Annotated in this window: 25 protein-coding genes; 6 read left to right on the forward strand and 19 right to left on the reverse strand. The window is 51.1% G+C overall.

Annotated features, from left to right (window positions below; genetic code table 11):
* Window positions 1-5: 5 nt before the first annotated feature.
* The 5 genes from VMT62_06310 to xerD form a co-directional block, all read right to left on the reverse strand.
* A complete protein-coding gene (locus VMT62_06310) occupies window positions 6-944 on the reverse strand; it encodes a MoxR family ATPase (protein ID HVN96023.1) in 939 nt (312 codons plus the stop codon).
* A gap of 355 nt (window positions 945-1299) precedes the next feature.
* Window positions 1300-2163, reverse strand: coding sequence for a signal peptide peptidase SppA (gene sppA / locus VMT62_06315; protein ID HVN96024.1), 864 nt, complete (start codon window positions 2161-2163; stop codon window positions 1300-1302).
* A gap of 47 nt (window positions 2164-2210) precedes the next feature.
* The gene (locus VMT62_06320) at window positions 2211-2951 is read right to left on the reverse strand and encodes a segregation/condensation protein A (GenBank protein HVN96025.1); all 741 of its coding nucleotides are present in this window, start codon (window positions 2949-2951) and stop codon (window positions 2211-2213) included.
* Window positions 2948-5587, reverse strand: a complete 2640-nt coding sequence (locus VMT62_06325; GenBank protein ID HVN96026.1) for a CBS domain-containing protein — start codon at window positions 5585-5587, stop codon at window positions 2948-2950. Before VMT62_06325 ends, VMT62_06320 begins: the two co-directional genes overlap by 4 nt.
* Window positions 5587-6471 carry a site-specific tyrosine recombinase XerD gene (gene xerD / locus VMT62_06330; GenBank protein ID HVN96027.1) on the reverse strand — a complete coding sequence of 295 codons (885 nt, stop codon included), beginning with the start codon at window positions 6469-6471 and terminating at the stop codon, window positions 5587-5589. The genes VMT62_06325 and xerD overlap by 1 nt, the downstream gene beginning before the upstream one ends.
* Here xerD and VMT62_06335 point away from each other — a divergent pair.
* Window positions 6470-6670, forward strand: coding sequence for a hypothetical protein (locus tag VMT62_06335; protein HVN96028.1), 201 nt, complete (start codon window positions 6470-6472; stop codon window positions 6668-6670). The genes xerD and VMT62_06335 overlap by 2 nt on opposite strands.
* On the opposite strand, the gene VMT62_06340 is transcribed toward VMT62_06335, so the two are convergent.
* From VMT62_06340 to rimP, 12 genes are all read right to left on the reverse strand, one after another.
* Complete coding sequence (locus tag VMT62_06340; GenBank protein HVN96029.1) at window positions 6646-7395, reverse strand: GDSL-type esterase/lipase family protein; 750 nt, start codon at window positions 7393-7395, stop codon at window positions 6646-6648. The two genes, VMT62_06335 and VMT62_06340, sit on opposite strands and share 25 nt — an antisense overlap.
* 198 nt (window positions 7396-7593) lie before the next feature.
* A complete protein-coding gene (gene dut / locus VMT62_06345; protein HVN96030.1) occupies window positions 7594-8037 on the reverse strand; it encodes a dUTP diphosphatase in 444 nt (147 codons plus the stop codon).
* Window positions 8025-9281 carry a pitrilysin family protein gene (locus VMT62_06350; GenBank protein HVN96031.1) on the reverse strand — a complete coding sequence of 419 codons (1257 nt, stop codon included), beginning with the start codon at window positions 9279-9281 and terminating at the stop codon, window positions 8025-8027. The genes dut and VMT62_06350 overlap by 13 nt, the downstream gene beginning before the upstream one ends.
* Window positions 9282-11369 carry a polyribonucleotide nucleotidyltransferase gene (pnp, locus tag VMT62_06355; protein HVN96032.1) on the reverse strand — a complete coding sequence of 696 codons (2088 nt, stop codon included), beginning with the start codon at window positions 11367-11369 and terminating at the stop codon, window positions 9282-9284.
* Window positions 11370-11390: 21 nt separating this feature from the next.
* Window positions 11391-11660, reverse strand: a complete 270-nt coding sequence (gene rpsO / locus VMT62_06360; protein ID HVN96033.1) for a 30S ribosomal protein S15 — start codon at window positions 11658-11660, stop codon at window positions 11391-11393.
* A 10-nt stretch (window positions 11661-11670) separates the two neighbouring features.
* Entirely contained in the window at window positions 11671-12555 is an 885-nt protein-coding gene (gene truB, locus VMT62_06365) for a tRNA pseudouridine(55) synthase TruB (GenBank protein HVN96034.1), read from the reverse strand.
* 31 nt (window positions 12556-12586) lie between these two features.
* Window positions 12587-13534, reverse strand: coding sequence for a bifunctional oligoribonuclease/PAP phosphatase NrnA (locus VMT62_06370; protein ID HVN96035.1), 948 nt, complete (start codon window positions 13532-13534; stop codon window positions 12587-12589).
* The gene (gene rbfA / locus VMT62_06375) at window positions 13518-13868 is read right to left on the reverse strand and encodes a 30S ribosome-binding factor RbfA (protein HVN96036.1); all 351 of its coding nucleotides are present in this window, start codon (window positions 13866-13868) and stop codon (window positions 13518-13520) included. The genes VMT62_06370 and rbfA overlap by 17 nt, the downstream gene beginning before the upstream one ends.
* On the reverse strand, window positions 13858-14157 hold the full coding sequence (locus tag VMT62_06380) for a DUF503 domain-containing protein (GenBank protein HVN96037.1): 300 nt from the start codon (window positions 14155-14157) through the stop codon (window positions 13858-13860). The genes rbfA and VMT62_06380 overlap by 11 nt, the downstream gene beginning before the upstream one ends.
* Window positions 14158-14162: 5 nt before the next feature.
* Window positions 14163-16745, reverse strand: a complete 2583-nt coding sequence (infB, locus tag VMT62_06385) for a translation initiation factor IF-2 (protein ID HVN96038.1) — start codon at window positions 16743-16745, stop codon at window positions 14163-14165.
* 56 nt (window positions 16746-16801) lie between these two features.
* Window positions 16802-18103 (reverse strand): transcription termination factor NusA, encoded by a 1302-nt coding sequence (gene nusA, locus VMT62_06390; GenBank protein HVN96039.1) that lies wholly within the window; start codon window positions 18101-18103, stop codon window positions 16802-16804.
* Between the two features lie 9 nt (window positions 18104-18112).
* Entirely contained in the window at window positions 18113-18577 is a 465-nt protein-coding gene (gene rimP, locus VMT62_06395) for a ribosome maturation factor RimP (protein HVN96040.1), read from the reverse strand.
* Window positions 18578-18841: 264 nt separating this feature from the next.
* Here rimP and VMT62_06400 point away from each other — a divergent pair, with 264 nt between their 5' ends.
* Both VMT62_06400 and VMT62_06405 read left to right on the forward strand, forming a co-directional pair.
* Complete coding sequence (locus VMT62_06400; GenBank protein ID HVN96041.1) at window positions 18842-19852, forward strand: UDP-glucuronic acid decarboxylase family protein; 1011 nt, start codon at window positions 18842-18844, stop codon at window positions 19850-19852.
* Window positions 19852-20103, forward strand: coding sequence for a hypothetical protein (locus VMT62_06405; protein HVN96042.1), 252 nt, complete (start codon window positions 19852-19854; stop codon window positions 20101-20103). Before VMT62_06400 ends, VMT62_06405 begins: the two co-directional genes overlap by 1 nt.
* Window positions 20104-20349: 246 nt before the next feature.
* Here VMT62_06405 and VMT62_06410 read toward each other — a convergent pair whose 3' ends face one another.
* Both VMT62_06410 and VMT62_06415 read right to left on the reverse strand, forming a co-directional pair.
* Window positions 20350-20631: a hypothetical protein gene (locus VMT62_06410; GenBank protein HVN96043.1), complete on the reverse strand. Its 282-nt coding sequence runs from the start codon at window positions 20629-20631 to the stop codon at window positions 20350-20352.
* Window positions 20628-21290 (reverse strand): HAD family hydrolase, encoded by a 663-nt coding sequence (locus VMT62_06415; protein ID HVN96044.1) that lies wholly within the window; start codon window positions 21288-21290, stop codon window positions 20628-20630. Before VMT62_06415 ends, VMT62_06410 begins: the two co-directional genes overlap by 4 nt.
* Before the next feature lie 136 nt (window positions 21291-21426).
* On the opposite strand from VMT62_06415, the gene VMT62_06420 reads away from it, so the two are divergent.
* Genes VMT62_06420 through VMT62_06430 form a run of 3 tightly spaced genes read left to right on the forward strand, consistent with a single transcriptional unit; the run spans window position 21427 to window position 24177 of the window.
* Window positions 21427-22461, forward strand: coding sequence for an aminotransferase class I/II-fold pyridoxal phosphate-dependent enzyme (locus VMT62_06420; GenBank protein HVN96045.1), 1035 nt, complete (start codon window positions 21427-21429; stop codon window positions 22459-22461).
* Window positions 22458-24014: a 5'-nucleotidase C-terminal domain-containing protein gene (locus VMT62_06425; protein HVN96046.1), complete on the forward strand. Its 1557-nt coding sequence runs from the start codon at window positions 22458-22460 to the stop codon at window positions 24012-24014. Before VMT62_06420 ends, VMT62_06425 begins: the two co-directional genes overlap by 4 nt.
* Window positions 23995-24177, forward strand: a complete 183-nt coding sequence (locus tag VMT62_06430; GenBank protein ID HVN96047.1) for a hypothetical protein — start codon at window positions 23995-23997, stop codon at window positions 24175-24177. The genes VMT62_06425 and VMT62_06430 overlap by 20 nt, the downstream gene beginning before the upstream one ends.
* Window positions 24178-24193: the final 16 nt, after the last annotated feature.

Raw genomic sequence — 24193 nt, forward strand, 5'->3', positions numbered from 1 at the left:
GGATTTTATGCTTGAGGAACGGGTACAGGTATCCGCTCCATGATCTCATCGACCACGTGTCTCTGCGTGGTCCCGCGTAGGTGCTCCTCTTCCTTGAGAATCAGCCGGTGTGCAAGGACCGGGACAGCGAGGGATTTGATATCATCGGGTAACACATAATCGCGCCCACTCAGGGCCGCTTTCGCTTGGGCAGCGCGCATAAGCCCCAACGAACCGCGTGGACTCGCCCCGAGACGCAAAGCCGGATGGTTCCTCGTTGCCGCCACGATGGCCGTGATATACTCCTTGATGACAGCTGCCACATGGATTCTTCTTCGTGCAAGTTGCAGTGCGGAGATCTGCTCGGGGCTCCCCACCGGAGCGAGGTCGAGCAAAGGGTCCTGCTCCTGAAAGCGATCCAGGATATCTATCTCCTCTTGCTGCTCGGGATACCCAAGGCTGATCCTGAGCAGAAACCTGTCGAGCTGGGCCTCCGGCAAGGGGAAGGTGCCTTCAAGCTCGATGGGGTTCTGGGTCGCCATAACGAAAAAGGGATGGGGTAGGATATAGGTCTTGCCGTCCACGGTGACCTGTCGCTCTTCCATGCTCTCCAAAAGACTTGACTGGGTACGGGGAATCGTGCGGTTGATCTCGTCGGCCAGAAGCACGTGGGTCATAACGGGGCCGGCCTGAAACACAAACTCACCGGACTGCTGATTGTAGATATTGAATCCGGTAATATCTGCGGGCAGCAGGTCCGGGGTGAACTGCACCCGCTTGAAGGAGGCGCCCATGCTGCGCGCCAGCGACTTGGCAAGAAGGGTCTTACCAAGTCCGGGGAGATCTTCCAAAAGTACGTGGCCGTCAGCTAAGAGCCCTACGAGAAGCAGCTCTACGGAATCTCGCTTGCCCACGATGACCCGAGAGATATTCTTGATGATCTGCGTGCACAGTTCGAAATCCATGGCAATGCCTCCTACTTTGTAAACACTCCATATTGTCGCGTATGTCAGTCAGGATACGGATTGAACTCGCGTACTCGCGGCATGCGCATGTTCTTGTTATACCAGGCTATCTTCTTACGCTCGTCCTTCGCTCTCTTTTTACCGCTCTTTTCGAGGTACTTTCATGTACACCCGCCTTTGGGCCCGCCGGCTGACGAGCGTTCATCGCCATCTCATTCAAGCCCTGGAAGACGATGGCTGTGACATACGAACCTAACACGAAGTAGCTTCAGTTGTAAAGGAATTCACAGCACAAGAACCTGCATGAGAAGATCTTCCCGAGGCGCGTTCCATGGAACGCGAGACACCCTGCCCGCTACGGCTTATAGAGGAAGCTCACAGGCTGAGAAAATGTTCGAGACAGGATGTCCTGCATGGCCGATGAGATAAGCCACTTGAGAATTGAGAAAGGCCTCTTACCATGGATGAGGGTGGGTTTTCCTTTGATACCCAGGGTCTTCTTCATATCATCGACAACATCGTAGAACGTGCCGATACTATCGATGAGCTTCACTTCCCTGGCCTGCAAACCCGTATAGATTCTGCCATCGGCGAGCTCTCTGACCTTTTCCACGGGGAGCCGTCTTCCCTCGGATACGTCTTTGATGAACTGCTCATAAATGCTATTGATAATATCTTGAAGATATTTGCGTTCCTCATCGGTCATTTTACGAAAGGGCGATCCCGTGTCTTTTAACAGACCTGATTTAATCGTGTTCTCCTGCACGCCGATCTTCTTCATCAGGTCTTCCACCACAGCCTGTTGCATAATGACGCCTATGGAGCCGGTGATAGTTGACGGATTCGCATAGATTCGATCCCCCATGGCTGCAAGGTAGTATCCTCCCGAAGCGCAGACTGATCCCATGGACACATAGACGATCTTGTTCTTTGACTTAAGTTTCTTGAGTTCGGCATACATCTCCTGCGTGGGACCCACGGCGCCGCCGGGGGAATTGATCCTCAAGATGACCCCTCTAATGCTGTCATCTTCCTTGAATCGTATCACGTCCTCCATGGCATCGCTAAGATCGGTGATCGTGCCTTCGACCTCGATCACCCCGATTTTGCCCTTGCCTGTTCCCTTAACGAGAGAGAAGGTGAGAGGGACGACCACTCCGAAGACAAAAAGAATAATAACAATAATGAGAAGTATCTTTTTTCCTCTTGATATTGCCATGTGATTATCCCCTCCTTAATCTTATTGCAAAAAAACCATGGATCTCTCTACTGTTCAATATCGGCCTGGTTCGTCAATGTTCCCGCAATGGCCGTCAAGTCCCGTCTTTTCAGCACGATTTTGCCAAAAGGCCGTCGTTGGCTCAGGGTGGCCGCTCGCACCTTGGCCAACTCGAGTATCCCGAGGATCGTGGCCACCACTTCGCTACGTTCTTCCTCGCCATAGAGGTCCCACTCAAAACGGCCTGATGTTTCGAGGATACCTCTCAACATTTCGAGCTTCTCTTCCAGGGTAGGTTTTATGATGCGCACGGAAAAGTAACGCTCTTCCTTGACCTTGAGCAGTTCGAAATAGAGATTGCACAGGCCCAAAAGGTCGTATTCCGATTCCCGCTCTACTGCGCCGTTACCCACGGCGAATACATCCCGCTCGAGCATGGGCAGGGCGTCTATGGCCTGGGCCATATTCCGGAGCCGCTCGTATTCGATGATCCTCTCCACGAGCTCTTCCCTGGGGTCTTGTTCCTCGTCGCCACCGTTGCCGATTGACGGCAGAAGCATCTTGGATTTGATGAAGATAAGCAACGAGGCCATTTCGATGAAATCTTCAGCGATCCTCAGGTTCATATCCCTCACCAGTTCCACGTACTGAAGAAACCGCTCGGTGATCGCCGAGATCGGGATGTCCCAGATACTTATTTTATTCCGCTTGATGAGCGTGATGAGGACGGCCAGCGGACCTTCGTAGCATTCGAGCTGCACGTCGAGCGTGGGCACAAGGAGACTCATGGGATTATGCCTTTCTGCATCAGATAAATTTCGACGAAGTGTCGTTCTTCTTCTTTCGTCTTCAGGTTCATGTCTATTTTAGCATCTTTTAGCTTCTCAAGCACCTCTTTGTAGATCGGACCCTCCTCAATGCCGAACTCCTTCAAATCCTCGCCCGTCATAGAGGGCCTGCCAGGATCACGGCCCGTAATGTGGCCTGAAATGGCCTTTTTTATCTCCTCCGATTTGGTCTTGGCCATGATAAAAAGCATAGCTTCTCTGGAGAGCGGCGTCATGGTCCTGTAAACTTCGCTCTTCTTCATGACGGCAATACCCATGGAAAGCCTGGCCATGGCAGAACGTAATCGTTCCATGTTCTCGACAGTCTTTTTCTTGAGCCTCTCCATCATTTCCATGCGCCTGCAAAACTCCACCACATCCTCAATCTTCATGTGATCTGTGAGACCCAGTAGATAATATTCGAGCTTATCTACCGCTTTGCCCTGGTATAGGAATTCGTGCCATTTGAACACAGCGCGCATCTGACTGAAGAGCTTTTCCTTTTCCTTATCGAATGTAATCGCCGTAGAGATAAACCGCAAGAGATCATGTTCTTGTAAACCTCTTAAAACCTTTTCAGGCTCATCCTCCCGAAGGATCAGTGCGAGTTCTGTCCAGAGCCTTTTCCCCTTAATTCTCGCGAGAAAGTTGAGTTTCACCGCATTTTTGATGAGGTCCAGGGTGTGCTTGCCAAGCCTGAAATCAAAGCGATGCTCAAACCGAATGGCGCGAAACACGCGAGTGGGGTCCTCGACGAAACTTAAGGAGTGGAGCACCCTGATGGTCTTTTCCTTGATATCGCGCTGGGCGCCGAAAAAATCGATGAGCTCACCGAAGGTATTCTTATTGAGCGAGATGGCCAGCGTGTTGATGGTGAAGTCCCGTCGATGAAGATCGAGTTTCAGGGAGCTGTGCTCTACAACGGGAAGCGCAGCCGGAGCCTTGTAGTATTCGAGCCGCGCCGATGCAATGTCCACCTTAAAGCCGTCGGGATAGAGTATTTTTGCCGTGGCGAATTCCTTGTGGGAACGCATCTTAACCCGAAAATTCCTGGACATTTCTTCCGCAAACGCTATGCCGTCTCCCTCCACAACGATATCAATATCATAGTTATCGTTCCGAAGGATGAGGTCTCTCACGAACCCGCCCACGAGAAAGGCATGGTAGCCGAGTGCGTCGGCCAGCTCGCCGATGTCCTCAAGCCTTTTCATGGTTTCCTTAGGAAGCCGCTCCACCATGAGTTTCCTGACATTCTTTCTCTTCGCGTATTTTTCGTGGAATTCGAGTTTTTCAAGGACCGTTTTGGCTATCTCGTCTTCGAGTATCCTTAAAAGGTCTGTGCGGGTTATGGCCCCTTTGAGTTCTCCCTCTTCCACAACGGGTAGGAACCTCTGGCCGCTTCCTATGATCTGTTCTTTTACCCGCTCGATAGAGTCTTCGGGCTTCACACTCTGGAATTCCGTGAACATATATTCGCTTACGGGAACATTCTCCAGCTTGTGAAACGCTGCCTTCTCCGCCACCTGTCGCGTAATCACGCCTACAAGCTTACCGCCCGATAGAACCGGCAGGGCGTTGATATTATATTTGGTGAGGATGCTCTTGGCATCGTGTATCAAACCGGAGGCCTCCACAAACTTGACAGGGAAAAACATGATATCTTTTGCCTTCCATAACGGTTTTACGTTATACCGGAGGATCTCCACGAGGCGGTCTTTCGCCTCAACGAGAGTCATGTCTTTCACTGTGGCCGAAGCGGCAACTTTGTGGCCTCCACCTCCCATGAGCGACATGATGTAACCCGAATCGACCTCCGGTATGCGGCTGCGCCCTATTATGTGAACCCTGTCCTCCATCCTGAAGAGCGCAAAGAGCACGTTGATATTCTCCATGTCACGGAATTTGTGGACGATGACCGCAAGGTCTCCCACGTACTCTTCGGTGCTCGCCTCGGTAATCACCACATCGATTCCGTTGATGCTATAGACTGCGGCGTTTTTGATGATATCGTTGAGCAAGAAAACCTGCTCGGGGGTGAGTTCCCTAACGAGCATATCAGAAATGAGATTGACGCTGGCCCCTTTGGAAAGCAAATACGATGCGGCTTCGAAATCGAATGTGGTAGTCGATGAAAACCTGAAGCTGCCGGTTTCTTCGTAGATGCCGAGCATGATAATTGTGGCTTCTTCCGAAGTAACGGGTATTTCGCGCTCCTTCAGAATGGAAACAAGGATACTCACTGTGGCCCCCACGGTGCGTATCACCTCTAAGTCTCCTTTTATGTCGTCGCTCGATGCCGGATGATGGTCGTAGATGTGGACTTTGGCCTTACCGTTCTCGAGAATCTTGGCCAGTTCCCCGATGCGCGATTTCTGCCGCGTATCCACAAGAATAAGCGTATCTACGTCGTCGTAGTCGATCTTCTTCATCTTTTCGATGTCAAAGAGATAGAGCGTCGAGTGGATAAGAAAATCACGGAGCGTCTTCTCCTGTGAACCGGGGAAGACGAGCGCCGCATCAGGATAGAGCTTCTTGGCCGCCACCATGGACGAGAGCGAATCGAAATCAGCGTTCATGTGGGACGTAATGACCTTCATCAACCCCTCGGATGGTACTTTTTGTGGATCTCTTTGAGCCTTTTACTGTCCACGTGCGTGTATATCTGCGTGGTCGCAATATCTTCGTGACCGAGCAGCATTTGAACCGAACGGAGATCCGCGCCCCCTTGAAGCAGATGCGTGGCAAAGGTGTGCCGTATGGTGTGGGGAGAGACATGGCGGCTCTGCATACGCGCGCCGTACTTCTTGATGATCTTCCAGACCGCCTGCCGTGTGAGCATTCCGCCCCGGTTATTCGGGAAAAGATAGGTCCCGGCAGGCTTCTCCGTATCAAGATACAACTTTATGGCCTCTCTCGAATAGGTCCCGAGCGGCACGACCCTCTCCTTGGATCGCTTTCCCATGGCCACCACAAAGCCGCCTTCGAGGTTCACATCGCTCTTGTTGAGCTTCACCAGTTCGGAAACGCGAAGTCCCGTGGCGTAGAGAAGTTCCAGCATGGTCCTGTCGCGAAGCGATGTCTTGGAGCCTTCAGGCATCCGGATAAGCTCCACGATTTCCTGCTCGGACAAAACATCGGGGATCGGCGCCTTGAATCGGGGGATTTCAACGTCTTCGAGGGGGCTCACCTTGACTGTACCTTCCATGAGGAGAAAGTTGAAGAAACCTCTTAAGGCCGACACAGCACGCACGATGCTTCTCGCCTGCTTGCCCCGCTCGTGGAGATGGCCTATGTAGGCTTCCACGTGCCTTCGCTCCGGCATACCGGGGCCCGCGTTTTCTATGAACTTGAGAAATTCGATTATGTCTCTGTTGTATGCATCAACCGTATGCGGCGAGGCGCCCCGCTCGGTGATGAGGTATTGGATGAATTGGTCAAGGTAATGGTATAGGGACATAGATTCGCGTGAAAAGACCAGCATGATGTTATCGTATCAGCCATATTATGTCAACAGAAATCCCCGTGGTGATGTGGCAGACGTGCTCGAATTGTCTGTACGGCTTAACCCGGAGCACACCATTGAACAGCCCGCTTCATGGCAGATTTTGTCTCTTTTATCCGTTGCGCCCTTGCCACCGCTTACCGTGGATCGGGGTCACGGCATAGCCGCACCTGCCTGAGATGTCCCCTCAATCTTCTCCACCATTCCCCTGAGTTCTTCTATGAATAGGGAGTAACCGACCTCGTTGAGATGCACGCCATCGTCTTCATGGTATGCTTTCCTGAGATTGCCCGAAGAATCTGCAAACCTGGCAGTCGGGTCTATGAAGAAGCATCTGCTACCTTGGGCTTCGCAGAGTTTTCTCAAATCGCCGTTTAACTCCCTCACCCGTTTATTTCTGCCCGCAAGATCGCGTCGCACGCCCTCGTCAACGGGTAACACGGCAGTAAATAGACACGTGAGGTTGCCCGGCAGGGCCGAGATGATTGCCGAGTAATTCTTAAGGATTTCCTCGTTGCCTCTGCGCCGCAGGTCATTGCTGCCTATAGTTAAAATGCATATTCTTGCCCGCTCAAGAGAGCGATACTTGGGTAATCTCTTCAACACGCCCAATGTGGTATCGCCACCGATGCCGAAATTTACTGAGGGATTAGCTACGGCAGTGACGCAAAGCCCCTGGGTGAAGCTATCTCCGACAAAAATCGCCGCCCCCTTCGGGATGTTCACATCCATTCTTTCATGGAATTTGACCATTGTCTCATAATACTCACTCAACTCCGGTTCAATATCCTTAATAAGTCCCAACCGGAATCCAATGCGAGGGATAATGTCAGTCTTCACGACCAAAACAAGCAAAAGAAGATGCAGAGTAACGACGTAACCGATCATCAAGCCTTTTTGCATTTTGATCACCTCTGTCGCTTCTGACCGGTTACCCGGCTACCCCGCACGGCGAATTCACGCCTCGTTGCCAAAAACGGTCAAACCGGTTCGAAGAAAAAACCCTTCTGAGCAATACGATACATGAACTCAAACCGGAATTGAGCACGTCCTCGGCTCGCACAGCCAAACATCTCTTTTTACGCTTTACAAACGTCGTGATTAGCGGTGACCGGTTGAACCGAAGCCGCCCTGACCGCGTTCCGTCTCTTCCAGCCGGTCGACAATCTTCCACTCTACCCGGGCCACCTTGTTGAAGACCATTTGCGCAATCCTGTCCCCGCCCTTGATCACGAACGCCTCATTTCCCAGATTGACAAGGATGATCTTCACCTCGCCCCGGTAATCCGCATCGATAGTGCCGGGCGTATTGAGGACCGTCACACCATACTTGATCGCCAGCCCGCTCCTCGGTCGTATTTCCGCTTCGTACCCCTCGGGGATACTGATGGAGAGACCCGTAGGTATGAGGGAGCGTTCCATATGATTTAAGACCACAGGTTCGTCTATGAACGCGCAAAGATCCACGCCGGAGGAGGCGTCCGTGGCGTAGGTGGGTAGCTCAACGCCCTCACGCTTAGCCACCAAGACCTCTATCCTTTCCATACGTTCTCGACCTTTTTTGCGTCAACATTTCCGAGCACCGTTATAGATATTTCTTCGGGATTTTCGAAGATCTCCCGGGCAATCTTATCCACGTCCTTCTTCCGTATGTCCTCTATTTCGCGTACCGTCTCCTTGAGCGGTATGTAATCGCCGAAGTATATTTCGTTCTTGGCAAGCCTCCCCATCCGCGTTTCCGAACTCTCGAGCGAAATAAACAGGTTACCCTTAATGTGCTCCTTGGAAAATGCGAGCTCGGCGTCGCTAATTCCCTCATCCCTGAGCCGTCGTATCTCGGTCTTGATGAGATATAACACCTCGTCGATAAACTCTCTGGATGTGGATGTAGATATACCGAAGGTCCCCGCGTCGTGGTAACAGTTTACATAAGAATAGATGCTGTAGACAAGCCCCCTCTGCTCACGAATTTCCTGAAACAGATGGGAACTCATGCTCCCGCCCATAAGCGCGTTGAGCACGTATATGGGGTAGCGTCTTCGGTCCACCTGGCTTACGCCTTCGGTGCCGATGCAGAGATAGATGTGTTCGAGGTCTTTTTCGTAGATATCGATGCCCCGGTGCGCAACCGGCGGCCTGAGGTCCCTTGTTATCCCGTTATGCGCCACGCCCGCAAAGAATTGCTCGATCCTATTGGTGCAATCATCATGGTCCACCCTGCCCGATATGGTGATGATCGCAGCCCCGGGGCCGTAGTATTCTTTGAAGTAGCTTTTGAGTCCGCCCTCGTTGAAGCTCTCTACGTTCTTCTCCGATCCGAGGATCGTCATGCCCAGGGGATGATCCTTGAAATAGGAGGCGTTAAACATATCGTAGATCGACTCATCGGGCGTGTCATCGACCATTTTGATTTCCTGGACAACCACATACCTTTCCTTCTCGATATCGTCGCTTTTGAAAAGGGAGTTCTTATACATGTCGGAGATGATGCCGAGGGCGATATTCATGTCCTTTTTCAGCACCCGGGCATACAGACAGGTGTACTCTTTGCCGGTGAAAGCGTTGATTGAACCCCCGATGGCGTCGAACTCCCTCGCGATGTCGTAAGCACTCCGTGAGGATGTGCCCTTGAAAAGCATGTGCTCGATAAAGTGGGAGATGCCGTTGTTCTCCGGGGTTTCGTATCTGCTGCCCGCTTTCCACCAGATGCCGAGAGAGACCGTGGAAAAATACGGAACGGATTCCGTTACAACGGTGATGCCGTTACTAAGCACGGTCTTCTTGTACATTTACCCCCGCGGCGGCTTCTGGTCTCTCAGGACAGCCTTTCTTGACAATTTTATTCTGCCATTATCCTCGATATCGATGACCTTTACAGTCATCTCCTCGCCCTCTTTCGCAACATCGGATGCCTTTTTCACAAATCCGTCGGCTAGCTGACTCACATGGACAAAACCGTCCACATTGGGCCCTAATTCGACAACGACACCGGCGTCGATCACTTTCTTCACTTTGCCCGTGTAAATCGTTCCGATCTCGATCTCTTTGGTAAGCATCTTGATCATGTCAATTGCAGCATTTGCCGAGCCCTCATCGATGGAGGCAATCCTCACTATACCGGAATCCTCGATATCGATCTTCACGCCCGTCTCTTCAATGATGCCCCTGATAATCTTGCCGCCGGGGCCGATAACATCCCGTATCCTGTCCGGCTTTATCTGCATGGTGAAGATACGCGGGGCATAAGGGGATAGATGCTCTCTCGGCCCTTCGATGGTCTGCTTCATGATGTCGAGTATTGTTGCAATTCCCTTCTGGCCCTGGGTTACCGCTTTGGACATGATCTCCTTTGTAATGCCCTTGATCTTAATATCCATTTGAATGGCGGTGACGCCTTCCCTGGTACCGGCAATCTTGAAATCCATATCGCCTAAGTGATCTTCGTCGCCCAGGATATCGGAAAGGATCACTTCTCTATCCCCTTCCTTCACAAGACCCATGGCGATGCCGGCAACAGGCTCCTTAATGGGAACGCCCGCATCCATGAGAGAAAGGCACCCCCCGCAGACCGTAGCCATGGAGGAAGAACCGTTCGATTCGAGGATTTCCGAGACGATGCGTATGGTATAGGGAAAATCTTCCTTGGACGGCAAAATCGGGGTAAGCGCCCTTTCCGCCAGATTCCCATGACCGATCTCGCGACGTGTAGGGCCGCGAAGCATGCCGACTTCGCCCACAGAAAAAGGTGTAAAATTGTAGTGCAGCAGAAAGCTCTTGAAAGTCTCTCCTCCATGGAGGGATTCTATCTTCTGTTCGTCTTCGGAAGTCCCGAAGGTGGTGACTGCAAGCGCCTGTGTTTCACCTCTCGTGAACAGACCTGAGCCATGGGTCCTTGGAAGGATGCCCACCGCACAGGAGATATTCCTGATATCTTCGAAGCCTCGCCCGTCGATCCTTTTGCCGTTTGACAATAGCTGTTCGCGCATGATGTCCCGGGTCACGTCTTCAAAAACCTTGCTTACCGCACCTTCTTCAGTATCAGGGTAGGCCTTTTTCACCTCGGCGAGAATCTCTTGCTGGCGCGCACCCCTCTCAAGCTTCGCCTTTACGGCAAAGCTTTCCATGAGGTCCTTCTCGACCTTCCCACGCATCTCCTTCTTGAGATCTTCCGTATCTAAAGGCGCCTTGATCTGCCACTTCGGTTTCCCCACCTTGTCCTGCAGTTTCTCCTGCATTTCGATAAGAGGAAGCAAGCTCTGATGGCCAAACTGAATTGCCTCTATCAGATCGGCTCCGCTCACAAATTGTGCTTCACCTTCCACCATGATGATCGCGTCCTTGGTGCCCACGACGACGATGTCGATATCGCTCCCTTCCATATCGGCGGGTGCGGGGTTCACAATGAAGGTGCCATCTTTCCTGCCCACCTTCACTCCGGCAAAAGGACCGGCAAAGGGTATCCCTGAGACGGTTACCGCACAGGAAGCTCCGATGAGTCCGGCGATGGCCGGATCATGCTCCTGGTCAGCAGAGAGTACCGTGGCGATAACCTGCGTCTCGTTGCGAAAACTCTTGGGGAAGAGAGGTCTCAGCGGTCTGTCGATGAGACGTGACATGAGCGTTTCCAGCCCCGAGGGTCTTCCCTCTCGTTTAAAAAACCCGCCGGGAAATTTCCCTGCCGCGTAGGACATTTCCTGGTAATTGACCGTGAGAGGAAGGAAATCGTTTGTCGATTCTTCCTTTTCGGCCACTGCCGTTACCAGTACAACTGTGTCTCCGTACTGGACAAGGACGCTGCCATCCGCCTGTTTCGCAAGGTCCCCTGTGCTGATCGTGAGCGGTTTGCCCGCAAAATCAATACTAATACTTTCTTTCATGTTTTCTTCCTATCTTTATTTTTATTTTCTCAGACCGAGCTTCTCGACAACTTTCTTGTATCGATCCACATTTTTTTCCCTGAGATAGTTGAGAAGTCTTCTCCTGCTACCCACAAGAACGAGCATGCCCCTGCGGGAATTATGGTCTTTCGAGAATTTCTTAAAATGCTCTGTCAGTGATTTGATCCTTTCCGTGAGAAGAGCAATCTGAACCTCGGGAGAGCCCGTATCTTTTTCATGGACTTTAAAGTCCTCGATGACTGTCTTTTTCCGATCCGTGGTAAGCGCCATGTAATCCTCCTTAGTTGTTGATTAACCTTTTGATCTTTATGGTCTTCGAGGCGGTGTCGGCGACTCCGATGCCGATAAGTGCGCCCTGCTTGTTGAGAAGCCGCGTGGCCTCGCCGTTCTTCCATTCCCTGGAATTACCCGTAATCGGCACGGGCATGCCATTTTTCAAGAATCTTTCCAAAGCCGTTTCCACTACAACCCCTCGTACAGATTGTAGTACATTTTCCAACGATAATAAATAGTTATTTAGATCTTCTTGAATTTTGAAGCGATCCACGTCTACACCCATATCTTCAGTAAATTCCCCATGACGGGTGCGTTTCAAGGCGTATAGCGTTGACCCGCAGCCAAGTTTCTTTCCAAAATCGTGGGCAAGGGCCCTGATGTAGGTCCCCTTGGAACAGGTCACTTCAACATCCACGTAGGGGTGGGAATAATCGAGAAAATTGATATCGAAGATCTCCACCTCTTTTTCCGGAGGCTCAATAGGTATCCCTTTACGCGCCCACTTGTAAAGAGGTTTCTTGTTGATCTTTTTGGACGAGTAGACCGGAATGACCTGGGTTATCTTGCCCACAAACCCTCTCAGCATGGCTTCAAGTGTGGCCCTGTCGAAAACCGGAGGATCGACCTTAGTAAGCACCTTCCCTTCAATGTCAAGCGTATCGGTCGTAACGCCGAGGAGAAACCTTGCCCGATAGGCTTTTTCGACATTTTCAAGAAAAGGGATGAGCTTGACCCCTTCATTGAGCGCGACCGGCAATATTCCTGTCGCGTTTCTGTCAAGGGTCCCTATGTAGCCGATCTTGGTAAAAGTATCGATTTTTTTGAGCCGTCTTATCACATCAAAGGAAGACATGCCCGCTTGTTTGTCAATAATCAGAAAACCATTCAAAACAAAGACCTCCGCATTGTCAAAATCCACGTCATGATATGTTAAATGCCTTTTTCAGCTCGCGTTCCACCGCCTCAAGATCGCCGTCTATCTGGCAACCTGCGGCGTTCTTGTGCCCGCCTCCGTCGAAACGGTTGCAGATCTCCGCCACATCCACGGTTCCTTTTGAGCGCATACTGATTTTGTAGCGTCTCTCATCAACCTGGCGCATGAGAATCGCGACCTCTACGCCGCGGATCTGTTTAATCTCTTCGGCAAAACCATCGGTATGCGCCCTGTCCGTACCCGTCTTCCGGAACATATCGGCAGTCACGTGCGCCATGGCGATTCTATCGTTGTCGAAGGTTCGCAGGGTGCAGAAGACTTCACCGAGAAGCCTGAATCGTTCTTTAGGATGGTTCTCATAGACCATACGGGATACATAGGAGGGTTTAACACCTAATTCAATCATCTCGGTGCAGATGGCATAGGCCGCCACCGAGGCGTTATCGTAGCGCAAAGAACCGGTGTCTGTAAAGACCGCCGTGTAGAGATTGATCGCCATCTCTTCTGTGACATCGAGCTTCATTGACGCATAGAGGTTGCAGAGAATTTCTCCGGTGGACGAAGCCCCGGGATCTACGAGATTGATCCTTGCGAAGGCCTCGTTCGTCTCATGGTGATCGATATTTACGAGGGGCCCCATAGCATGCAGGGAATCGCTTACCTGACCGACCCTTGAAAGATCGCCGCAATCGAGCACGAATATCGCGTCGTACTTCTCATGCGCAAGGCGGTGAATCACGGGGTTCGGCCGCGGCAAGAAGTCATAACGGTATGGCATTTGGTCTTTCAAATAAACGACGGACTCCTTACCAAGCGACTTGAGGACCCATGCGAGAGAGAAGACCGAACCAAGCGCGTCCCCATCCGGGTCTATGTGTGTCGTAATCAGGAACCTCTTTCCTTCACGAATCGTCGTTTCAATCTGACTGAGCATGGGCCTCTTTCTTGAGAATCTCGTCAATCCTTGCTGCCTTCTCAAAGGTATCATCAAGCACAAAATTGATCTCCGGCATGTATCTGAGATTTACTCTCTTACCGAGCAGAAATTTTATATAACCCTTTGACCTTTTGAGCGCCTCCAGCGTATTTTTCTTTGCCTCCTCATCCCCGTATATGGAGAGGTACACCTTTGCAATTTTCAGGTCCTCACTCATCTTTACCCCAAGAATCGTAATGAACCCCATCCCTGGATCCCGTATGTCCCGCTGGATAATCAGTGAGATCTCTTCCTGCAACAACTCCTGAACTTTGAGCTTCCTATATCTCATTTCCCATCACGATGATTTCCGTCCAGGTGTCGATCACCTCGCCGGCGTACAGAGATTCCACATAACGCTGGACATTCTCGAGAGCTGCATGCACATGATCCTTCTTGACGCCCATGACCGCAAAGCCTATGCTCCCCCTTTGCCAGAGGTTCGAGTCCGCGATCTCCACCATGGATATGTTAAACTTCACCCTCGTTTTTTCAACAATCTTCTTTATCATCTGTCTCTTGTCTTTGAGCGATTGAGCTTCAGGAAAGAAGATCTCTATTTGAGAAACGCCAACAACCATCTCTCTTATCCGTCAAGGGTTTGCCTTTCTTTTTCTTCAACGAAGAATTCAAATACATCGCCTTCTTGTATGTCGTTATACCCCTCAAGGGAGATCCCGCATTCGTATCCGGACTGCACTTCTCTCACGTCATCTTTGAATCGTTTCAGTGAAGCGATCTTGCCCGTGAAAGTAACCTCGCCATTTCTTACCACCCTGGCTAAGGCGCTTCTCGTTACCTTGCCCTCGGTCACATAAGACCCTGCAATGGTACCCACCTTGGATACGCTGATGGCTTTTCTCACTTCAGCTTTTCCGATCACGACCTCTACGATCTTGGGTTCGAGCAGGCCTTCCATGGCCTTTCTCACATCATCAATCATTTCATAGATGATCGAATACGTCCTGATCTCGATCTTCTCCTGTTCGGCTAAAGCCTGTGCCTTCTGAACGGGTTTCACGTTAAAACCGATTATGATGGCGCCCGTGGCCATAGCAAGGTTGATATCAGTCTCGGTAACAGCCCCGACGCCGCTGTGGGTGATCTGCACCTCTACCGCATCGGTTGAAAGTTTCTTCAACGCCTCTACGATCGCGTCAATAGTGCCCCGCACATCGCCTTTAAGAATGACATTTAGCACGACCTTCTCGGACCCGCCGATCTTGGAATAGAGGTCCTCCAGGGTGGTCCTTGAGCTTTTCAACGCTTCCTTTTCTCTGAGCTTTTCCTGTCTGAATTTAGAAAGCTCCCGCGCGTAATACTCTTCTGTGGTCACGATGAACCGATCCCCACCATGGGGCACGTCCTGAAAACCGACAACAACGACGGGCGTGGCAGGGGGCGCTTTTTGAATCCTCTTTCCCCGGTCATCGATCATGGCCCGTACCCTTCCGAAGGTCATGCCGGCAATAAAGGGGTCCTGAATTTTCAAGGTGCCTTCCTGGATGATGACCGTACCAACGGCGCCATGTCCCCTGTCCAGTTCTGATTCTATTACAGTGCCCTTGGCAAGCTTATCGGGATTGGCCTTTAGTTCAAGCATCTCGGCCTGGAGTATGATAAGTTCGAGAAGTGCCTCAATACCCTGTTTCTTTTTTGCGGAAATCTTCGCATAGAGCGTGGTCCCGCCCCATTCCTCCGGTATAAGATTGAGCTCCGCCAACTCCTTCATGACCTTGTCCGGGTTTGCATTCGATTTATCAATTTTGTTGATGGCAACAATAAGCGGCACACCGGCCGACTTGGCGTGGTTAATAGCCTCTATGGTCTGCGGCATGACGCCATCATCAGCGGCCACAACGAGAACAACGATGTCGGTGACGAGCGCCCCGCGTGCCCTCATCGCAGTAAATGCTTCATGACCGGGGGTGTCTACAAAGACTATTTCTTTGTTGTTCACGTTCACCTTGTAGGCCCCGATGTGCTGCGTGATACCCCCGGCTTCGCGCTCCGCCACGTTGGTATTGCGTATGGTATCGAGAAGAAGGGTCTTGCCATGGTCCACGTGTCCCATGATTGTCACCACGGGAGATCTGGGCTTTAAATTCTCATCCTTTTCCTTTTCCCCCTCCTCGCGCTCTTCACGGGCAAGAAACTCTTCTTCAATAGAGACGATCTTTTCCACGTCGTACCCCAGCTCGGCGGCTGCAAGACTGGCCGTATCATAATCGATGCTCTTGTTCACCGTCGCGATTATTCCGAGCGGGAGCAGCCTGGTGATAATGTCCTGGGCTTTTATGTTCATCCTCTTTGCAAGCTCACCGACCTGAATTTCATCACTTATCTTCACGACCTTGCGAAGAGGCTTTACTTCCTTTTTCTCTTCTTCCTCCACCCTTTTCTCTATGGCCCGGTCTCTCCTGTCCTTCCTGAAGGGCGCCCCTTTGGGTCTCTGGCGCCTGAAGGCATAGAGATCCTCTTCCTTGATGACCACCTTCCGCTTGAGCATACCTTTCTTCTTAACTTTGGTTTCCTCAAGCTCCTGCTCCTCTATCTTCTTGAGAAGTTTTTCGGTTTTCTTCCTCTGTCGTTCCTCCTCGCTACCCCCCTCGGCGAGTGTAAAATCTTTCTCAAGGTCATGTTTGTACGCTTCTTCCAGGACCTTGGTTATCTCTTTCTCTTTTGCCTGCTCGATACGCTCTGCCCCGCCCTTCAGCGCCTCTTCTTTCTCCTCGGGAACCTCTTCGATTTCCGTCCCGGCAACCTCTTCTTCGCGGGGCCTCTCTTCGATCACTACCTGCGGGCCTGTTTTGGCCTTTCTCCCGGCAGGTTTCTTGGGCTCTTCCTCAGGTTCCTTTGCCGCCTTTTCCCCAACCCTCTTCCTCGGAGCCTTGGGCTCTGTCTTCTCCTCAGACGGTTCCTTTACTTCCTCTTTGACCTCTTCTTTTGGCGGGGCCGGCGGCGGTTGGACCCTCCGGCGGATGATCGTCGAGGCGACCCGCTTCTCTACGAGCGTCTCCCCTCCGGCCGAAGCCTGTTCCCTGGCCTCTTCTTTGCTTGACTCTTCTTTGGTTTTATCTTTTATTTTGACGCCGATTTTTTTCAGTTTGGCGAGGATTTCTTCGTCATTGGCTTTATCGGTAAGAGCTGTAATCTTTATTTTTGTCATTTCTTGAACCTTCCTTGCTCCCAGAAATATGAGGAATTCTCCATACGCTTCGACTTTTACTCTGTCTTATCTTCCTTATCTTCCGTACCCCCTTCGGTCTGTTTCGGTTCCTCGTTTTCGGCGTTTGCGCTCAGAAGAGATTTTGCCTCATCGATGATCCGCCTGCAATCGTCAACGGAAATACTGGTAATCTTGTTTAACTCTTCAGGCGTCAATTTGGCAATATCTTTGGGATCTCGCAAATACTCATCGTGCAGTACGCGGGCAAGGATTTCGCTGATTTTCAGTTTTTCTGTGAGCTCATCAATAATCTTCTTCGACGTCTTCTCGACTTCCGATTCACTGCTGATATCGATCTTCCATCCGGTCAGCTTTGACGCGAGCCTGACGTTCTGCCCTTTCTTTCCGATGGCAAGGGAAAGCTGGTCATCGTTGACGATCACTTCCATCGAATGGTCTTCTTCATTTATGTATACCTTCGATACCTTGGCCGGGGCAAGTGTGTTACAAACGAACTTGGCTATCTCCTTGCTGTAAGGGATAATGTCGATCTTCTCACCGCGCAGCTCCTGGACGATGGCCTGGACCCTCGATCCTTTGACGCCCACGCAGGCTCCGATCGGATCGATGTCGTGGTCCTCGCTGTAGACCGATATTTTGGCCCGCTCTCCCGGCTCGCGCGCAGCGCCGAGAATTTTGATAATGCCCTCCTGTATCTCAGGGACCTCCAACTCGAAAAGCTTCATGAGGAACCCGGGGTGCGTCCTTGAAAGCAGGATTGAACATCCCTTCTGGCTTTTCTCCACGTCGAGTATATAGGCCTTCACCCGTTCTCTCTGCCGAAACGTTTCCCCCGGTATGACCTCTTTGACCGGCAGAAGCGCCTCAGTCCTCCCGAGATTCACGATAAAGTGGTTCTTCTCTATCCTCTGGATCACACCTGTGACGATTTCGCCCCTCTTGTTCTTGTATTCGTTATATATAACATCGCTCTCAGCGTTGCGCACCTTTTGAATAATGATCTGCTTGGCCGTCTGCGCAGCAATTCGACCCAGAGAAGAGGTGTTCAGCTTGATACCGATGGCGTCTCCTATCATGCACTCCGGGTCGTGGACCTTTGCGTCCTCCACGGAGATCTCCATATCGGACTCTGCGATCTCTTCGACCACGGTCTTGAATTGGAATACCTCTATCTCGCCGAGCTCCTCGTTATAATGGGCCTCGAGGTCCAGGTGACTGCCGTATTTCTTCTTGGAGGCGGATAAAATGGCCTCCTCCAGGGCTTCCACAATGGTCTCCTTGGGTATCCCCTTTTCTTTTCCCACCTGTTCGATCACATAGTTCAAATCAAAGTACATCGTAACTCCTCATAGATCAAATTCTAAGTATGCCTTTTTTATAGCACAAATCGGGATAGTAAAAATACCTATTTTTTCTTTGATTTCCAACTGCTCGGGGGTAACTCTCCCGATCTCTCCCCTGAACTCGCGCTTACCCGCAATCGGATCTCGTGTGACGATTCTACACGTCCGTCCCTCGTATCGTTCGAAATCGGTGCTTTCCTTGAGCCGCCTCGTTAGGCCCGGAGAGGAGACTTCAAGTGTGTAGGGGTGGTCAATGATATCGTCCACATCGAGGCGCCTGGACAGCTCGCGGCTTACGTATTCGCAATCATTTATCGCAATGCCCCCGGTCTTATCGATATAGACCCTGACTAGCCACCTCTTGCCGGCAGGCTTAAACTCTATTTCCACAAGATCGAGACGTCCATCCTCCAGGATAGGTAGCACTATATCCCTGATCTTTTCTATTATTTCCGTATTGGATAGCATCCCTTTAAAACAAAAAAGCGGGCTGAACCCACTTGAACGTAATACATTACCACAATATGGAATTTAGTGCAATAATTAATACTCGCTGCAGGTTACGGGCTTTCAAGCCTCCCCATAAGGTTTGTGGTGGAAATCGTTTCTTAGTTGACTTTGGCGAGCACCCATGATTAAAGAGATGAGAGGGGTCGACAATTACGGATCAAATAAGTTTTATCCGCAGGCTTTGTGGAAAAGTGGCAGCAAAATTCTGCACGGGGAGGACAGATGTATCACTATAACACCTATCAGGAGCCAAAACGTATACTCGTCACGGGCGGTGCGGGTTTCATCGGCTCGCATCTCTGCGAGCGTCTCGTTGAGGATGGGCACGATGTACTATGCCTCGACAACTATTTCACGGGGACCAAGAATAATATCCTCCACCTGCTCAAGCATCCGCGATTTGAATTTATGCGATACGACGTAACCGAACCCCTTCTCGTGGAGGTGGATTGGATCTTCAACCTCGCCTGTCCCGCGAGCCCCATACACTATCAGTACAATCCGGTAAAAACGATCAAGGTGAATGTACTCGGTGCCATGAACATGCTGGGACTCGCCAAAAGAGTGAGGGCACGGATACTTCAAGCCTCAACAAGCGAAGTTTACGGTGATCCCGAAATTCATCCGCAAACGGAGGATTACTGGGGCCACGTGAACCCGATCGGCAAGAGAAGTTGCTATGACGAAGGCAAACGGGTTGCCGAGACGCTTTTCTTTGATTATCTCAGACAGAATAAAGTGGATATCAAGGTGGTGCGTATCTTCAACACGTATGGTCCGCGCATGAGACCCGATGACGGTCGCGTGGTAAGTAATTTTGTGGTAAGCGCCCTTAAAGGTATGCCCATTACCATTTATGGAAAAGGGTCGCAGACAAGGTCCTTCTGCTATATCGAAGACATGATAGAGGGCCTCATACGAATGATGGATTATGAGACAGGAGAACAGAAGCGGGGGCGTGATTACACAAAACCATACCTCTCAGGTTTCCCCGGCCCCATAAACCTCGGAAATCCTGATGAAGTCTCTATCTTTTCCATTGCTGATAAGATCGTCCGCCTCACAGGCTCGAAATCAAAGCTCGTGTTCGAAGATCTCCCCGAAGACGATCCTATGCGCAGACGTCCTGACATAAGCACAGCGAAGAAAATCCTGAAATGGCAGCCACACACGAGGCTGGATGAGGGATTGAAAAAAACTATCGCTTTCTTTAAAGAGGCGAAGAAACATTAATGAGACGGGACGATGAGCTTGCTCGAGCCGGTTGGGAAAGGCGCTTTATCGCGTGCGAGCCGAGGCTTTCCGAGATGGCTGCAATGTACCAGGAGATAGGGCTCGATGTTCACCTTGAACCGCTTCCCGCTGAAGAAGGCGAGGCCGAGGAGCGAGGATTGTCCTGCGCCGACAGAGAATGTACCGCATGTTTTGATGCGGATAGGGATCGCTACCGGATCATCTTCACAAGGCCGCGGGCCGACAGCTAGCAGCTCCTCTACGGTATCGAGCGAGAAGACCGTTTCCCGCCTATCGGTCGGCCTTGGTCACATATGGCTAATCTTTTGAAGAGGGCATAATGGCTGAGGCCAAAAACACGGCACATCCGCTGAAGAATCTGATCTTAAGAGCCAAATTCGCGCAGAGGGTTCGGGGTACGACCTCACCTTGGGACGCGTAAAGGTCGTCTGCATTCTGCCTTAACAGGTGCCCGCACAACACAAACAGGGATATAATCAGTTTGATTTCTTTGTGAGCGAGGCCCAGAGTTTTTCGGCTTCGTCCCGAGCTGATTGTTTGGCCGAAAGGTCCGTAAAACGGAAATAATCGCAGTAGTTGGCTTTCTCCTTTTCCTTCACGTAGTCGGCCTGGTCTTCTCTGCATGAGTTCGCTTTTCCCGTATCGTAAAAGGAACAGTTGAGGCAGACGTGGAGGTCAGAGCCGCATACGGGACATTCTTCACGGAAAGAAATCTTCTCGCTTTCGATCTCCGCCTTGCATTTATAGCACTTTTTCATAAGTCCCCCAGATCTAAAAGCTCCCTGAGATCTTTGATGGTCCTCCTTCCGTTGATATATGCCCCGGGCCCCGTGTCGGCGCCGTCGCCATCTGTGAGGTGGTAAGATTCGATACCCGCGCTCGCCGGTACATCATAATCGAATACCGGATGGTCACCGACATGGACAATCTGTGAGGCCGGCACCTGTAACTCATCGCAAAGCCTCTTGTAGAATGCCTTTTCTTTTTTTACCATCCTGTAATCGGTGGTCGCCGATACAATGTGCGCAAAATAACCGCGAAGGCCTGTGAGGGCAAGCTCTCTGTCGATGAATATCCTGGCGGCGTTCGAGGCGATAACGAGCGAATACCTTCGGCCCAAAGCGGCAAGCGTCGCTTCTGCATGGGGGGCGGGCTCTATGTACGATTCATAGAGCTTGAGCAAATCTTCTTTTGAGATGGGAAGCTTAAATTTCTTAAGCCAGTGGTCTATTTCATACCATAACAGGTTGTGATCACCCACGGATTCATATTCCCGACGGATAATGATCCTGGCCTTGTCAACGGGGACACCGTACTTCTTCGAATACTCGAGGGGAATCCCGTAGTTCCATACAACGTCGCCGTACGCCGCGTTCACGAGTGTGCCATCGAGATCAAAGGAGATGATCTTTTTCATGGGCATCATTATAACACTATTCCATAGGCCTTTGGCATCTCAAGCGGCACCCCGATTCTTCAAACATTCGTTGATAATTGGTCAAGAATCGGTATAGAGTATGGACTCCAGGGGTTCTATGGATATGGACGGTAAGATGCAACAGAAAGGATTCTCCGTAAGACGGCTTCAGGATTTCACAAGCGCCGTAAACCCCCTCGGCCCTTCCAGGAAAGCCAAGAATGTGTTGCGACGACATCTTAAGGACCTGGAATTTCCCGATAATCAATCGTACCACTTACTTAACCTCCTCGCGAAGAACGAACATATAGACGGGGAGATGCTTATGCTCAGGCACGGCTCAACAGACCTTCTTCATACCGTACTGCATGTTTGCAAGCCTTCACGGGTCTTTGTTCCTGCGCCGGTTTCTCAGGGTTATAGACAAGTGATTTCCCGCGCCGGCGCTACCCTTCACGAGGAACGACTCGGGCAGGATGAACTATTTTCTATGAGCCTTCCCAGACTTATCAAAGGAATGGAAAGAGCGGATGCCGTGATTCTACCCTACCCTCACGACATTGTGGGGACTCACCTCCCGATAGATGATCTCAAATCAATCATCGCGGAAGCCGATGCACAGAGAAAGGTTCTCATTCTCGACGAATCGTTGCGAGATTTTACCACACTTAACTCACCCGTGGACGAGGCAAGCCAATCGAAATATGCGATCATCGTGAGGACATTTTCGCTCTTTTATGCACTGGCCGGTTTACCGGTCGGCTACGCCATTGGCAGCGCATCGATGATCGGAAACATAAAAAAAAGCGCGCTTCCCTTTCGGACAAACACCCTTGCGATTCGTGCAGCCATGGCTTCGCTGAAAGACAGGCCTTACGGGATAAGAACACACCGTTTCGTTCATGAGGAAAAGAAATATTTCATGAAGACCCTCGCCGCAATTAATGAGGGCGTGTCCTGCATCGATACGACTTGTCCGTTCCTTGTGCTCAAGATTGAAAAAGAGGAGAACCAATTGAAAGACCTCTTTTCCCGCTACGGCATGTTGATCGATACGTTTTTTTGCGGTGCAAACAACGAACGGTATCTCAGGGTGCCGATAAGGAACCATCACTGGAATGCCCGTTTCCTCAAAACCTTGAAAAACACCTTTGGGGTTACAAAAGAATGAAGGATACGAGGAAGCTTCTTTGCGGCCTGCTCCTTTCCGCTTTCCTGCTCCTTTTCTTTCTGCCCACACATGGGCAGGCAGAGGAGCTGAGAATACTCTATATGAACGATTTTCACGGCTTTGCGGCGCCTCAGAAACTTCTCGGCTCGGACGAAACCCAGGGCGGGATCGCCTACGTCGCGGCCCTTATCGATCGCTTGAGAAAGGAAAAACCCACTCTTCTACTGGCTGCAGGCGATATGATCCAGGGCGATGCCTGGGCAAACATATTTCAGGGGAAACCTGTCATTGAGATCATGAATACGATGCGCTTCGACGCCATGGTAGTCGGCAACCATGAATTTGACTTCGGCCAGGAAGCCCTCAAACAGAGGATACTGGAAGCAGGCTTCCCCGTGCTTGGCGCAAACGTGTCCGGATTTTCCGCATTGAGACCCTATGTGTTGAAGGAAATAGCCGGCCTCAAGGTAGCGATAATAGGTCTTGTCACGCAAGACACACCCACGGCCACCCGTTGGGGGAACGTGGAAGGTCTCACCTTTCTCTCTGTTGCGGACACGTCAGAGCGATATGTGGCCGAGCTACGTAACAAGGTCGATATCATCGTGGTCCTCTCTCACATTGGATATAATGCGGACATGGTGCTCGCGAGCATCGATCTCATCGTCGGCGGCCATTCGCATACAAAAGTGGATAAACAAATCCTTATCGGAGATACCCTGCTCGTCCAGGCCTGGGAGCACGCCTTGGTGCTTGGCGTTCTTGACCTGCAGATCAAAGACGGAAAGATTATAGAGGCAAAGAACCGGCTCGAAGAAATCAGGCCCGCTTCCATGGTAAAGGACCCCTCGGTGGCGGCGATCGTTGAGAAATATTCGACGCAGGTGAATGGTGCTCTGAATAAAGTAATCGGGCATACCGAGATCGACCTGGACGGCGACAACGTGCGGGTGAGAGAAACAAATCTTGGAGATCTTATCGCGGACATCATGAGGAAGGAATCCAGTGCCGATGTGGCAATCATAAACGGAGGGGCGATCCGGACCAGCATCCGAAGAGGAGCGATAAAGGCCGGAGATATTTACTCCACAGTGCCTTTTGACAACTATATTGTGGCTATGAAGGTGAGCGGCAAACAGATCCATGACGCCTTAGAGCATGGGGTGTCAGCCGTAGAATCAAAAGACGGGCGTTTCCCGCAGGTATCCGGCATCTCTCTCACCTATTCGACTTCCGAAAACCCTGGCGCCAGAATACGCGCGATCACCGTGAACACCGATCCTCTTGACGACGGCAAAACGTACACCGTAGCAACGACCGATTTTCTCGCGGCAGGCGGAGATGCGTATCAAGTGTTTCGGGACGCGATCAGGGACTCTGGCGGTTTTTCTGTAACGGGCGGCACGATCAAGAGCCCGGGTATTGTCTATAACGATGCGGGAAGATGGCTCAATGAGGTTGTGGTCCAGTATATCATGGGGCAGAAAAAGATCGGGCCGAAGACCGAAGGGAGGATTAGACAAGTCGACTGTAATGAAAATATTTGTAAATGACAAGGAAATATATCTTCTTCCCGGCATGAAGGCGATACACGCCGTCATTGGGGCCGGGCTCATGGATCAAATAGAAAGCGGAAGAAGAGTGTATGATGAATGGGGCAACGAAATCGGGCTTAACGGGGAGTTCGTATCGGACACAAAGATCTTTGTGCGGTAGACTATCATCATATGCG

It is taken from the genome of Syntrophorhabdaceae bacterium (assembly GCA_035541755.1).
In the GTDB taxonomy this organism is placed as follows: Bacteria; Desulfobacterota; Syntrophorhabdia; order Syntrophorhabdales; family Syntrophorhabdaceae; genus PNOF01.

Coding starts and splice junctions, on each gene's coding strand:
- VMT62_06410 (HVN96043.1), bottom strand. CDS start 20,631: ATGAAAAAGTGCTATAAATGCAAGGCGGAGATCGAAAGCGAGAAGATT.
- VMT62_06420 (HVN96045.1), top strand. CDS start 21,427: ATGCAACAGAAAGGATTCTCCGTAAGACGGCTTCAGGATTTCACAAGC.
- VMT62_06415 (HVN96044.1), bottom strand. CDS start 21,290: ATGAAAAAGATCATCTCCTTTGATCTCGATGGCACACTCGTGAACGCG.
- VMT62_06310 (HVN96023.1), bottom strand. CDS start 944: ATGGATTTCGAACTGTGCACGCAGATCATCAAGAATATCTCTCGGGTC.
- VMT62_06335 (HVN96028.1), top strand. CDS start 6,470: ATGATGTTATCGTATCAGCCATATTATGTCAACAGAAATCCCCGTGGT.
- nusA (HVN96039.1), bottom strand. CDS start 18,103: ATGTACTTTGATTTGAACTATGTGATCGAACAGGTGGGAAAAGAAAAG.
- VMT62_06400 (HVN96041.1), top strand. CDS start 18,842: ATGTATCACTATAACACCTATCAGGAGCCAAAACGTATACTCGTCACG.
- dut (HVN96030.1), bottom strand. CDS start 8,037: ATGGAAAGGATAGAGGTCTTGGTGGCTAAGCGTGAGGGCGTTGAGCTA.
- VMT62_06325 (HVN96026.1), bottom strand. CDS start 5,587: ATGAAGGTCATTACGTCCCACATGAACGCTGATTTCGATTCGCTCTCG.
- VMT62_06370 (HVN96035.1), bottom strand. CDS start 13,534: ATGCTCAGTCAGATTGAAACGACGATTCGTGAAGGAAAGAGGTTCCTG.
- sppA (HVN96024.1), bottom strand. CDS start 2,163: ATGGCAATATCAAGAGGAAAAAAGATACTTCTCATTATTGTTATTATT.
- VMT62_06320 (HVN96025.1), bottom strand. CDS start 2,951: ATGAGTCTCCTTGTGCCCACGCTCGACGTGCAGCTCGAATGCTACGAA.
- xerD (HVN96027.1), bottom strand. CDS start 6,471: ATGCTGGTCTTTTCACGCGAATCTATGTCCCTATACCATTACCTTGAC.
- VMT62_06380 (HVN96037.1), bottom strand. CDS start 14,157: ATGGTTGTTGGCGTTTCTCAAATAGAGATCTTCTTTCCTGAAGCTCAA.
- rbfA (HVN96036.1), bottom strand. CDS start 13,868: ATGAGATATAGGAAGCTCAAAGTTCAGGAGTTGTTGCAGGAAGAGATC.
- VMT62_06425 (HVN96046.1), top strand. CDS start 22,458: ATGAAGGATACGAGGAAGCTTCTTTGCGGCCTGCTCCTTTCCGCTTTC.
- infB (HVN96038.1), bottom strand. CDS start 16,745: ATGACAAAAATAAAGATTACAGCTCTTACCGATAAAGCCAATGACGAA.
- pnp (HVN96032.1), bottom strand. CDS start 11,369: ATGAAAGAAAGTATTAGTATTGATTTTGCGGGCAAACCGCTCACGATC.
- rimP (HVN96040.1), bottom strand. CDS start 18,577: ATGCTATCCAATACGGAAATAATAGAAAAGATCAGGGATATAGTGCTA.
- VMT62_06340 (HVN96029.1), bottom strand. CDS start 7,395: ATGCAAAAAGGCTTGATGATCGGTTACGTCGTTACTCTGCATCTTCTT.
- VMT62_06430 (HVN96047.1), top strand. CDS start 23,995: ATGAAAATATTTGTAAATGACAAGGAAATATATCTTCTTCCCGGCATG.
- VMT62_06405 (HVN96042.1), top strand. CDS start 19,852: ATGAGACGGGACGATGAGCTTGCTCGAGCCGGTTGGGAAAGGCGCTTT.
- VMT62_06350 (HVN96031.1), bottom strand. CDS start 9,281: ATGTACAAGAAGACCGTGCTTAGTAACGGCATCACCGTTGTAACGGAA.
- rpsO (HVN96033.1), bottom strand. CDS start 11,660: ATGGCGCTTACCACGGATCGGAAAAAGACAGTCATCGAGGACTTTAAA.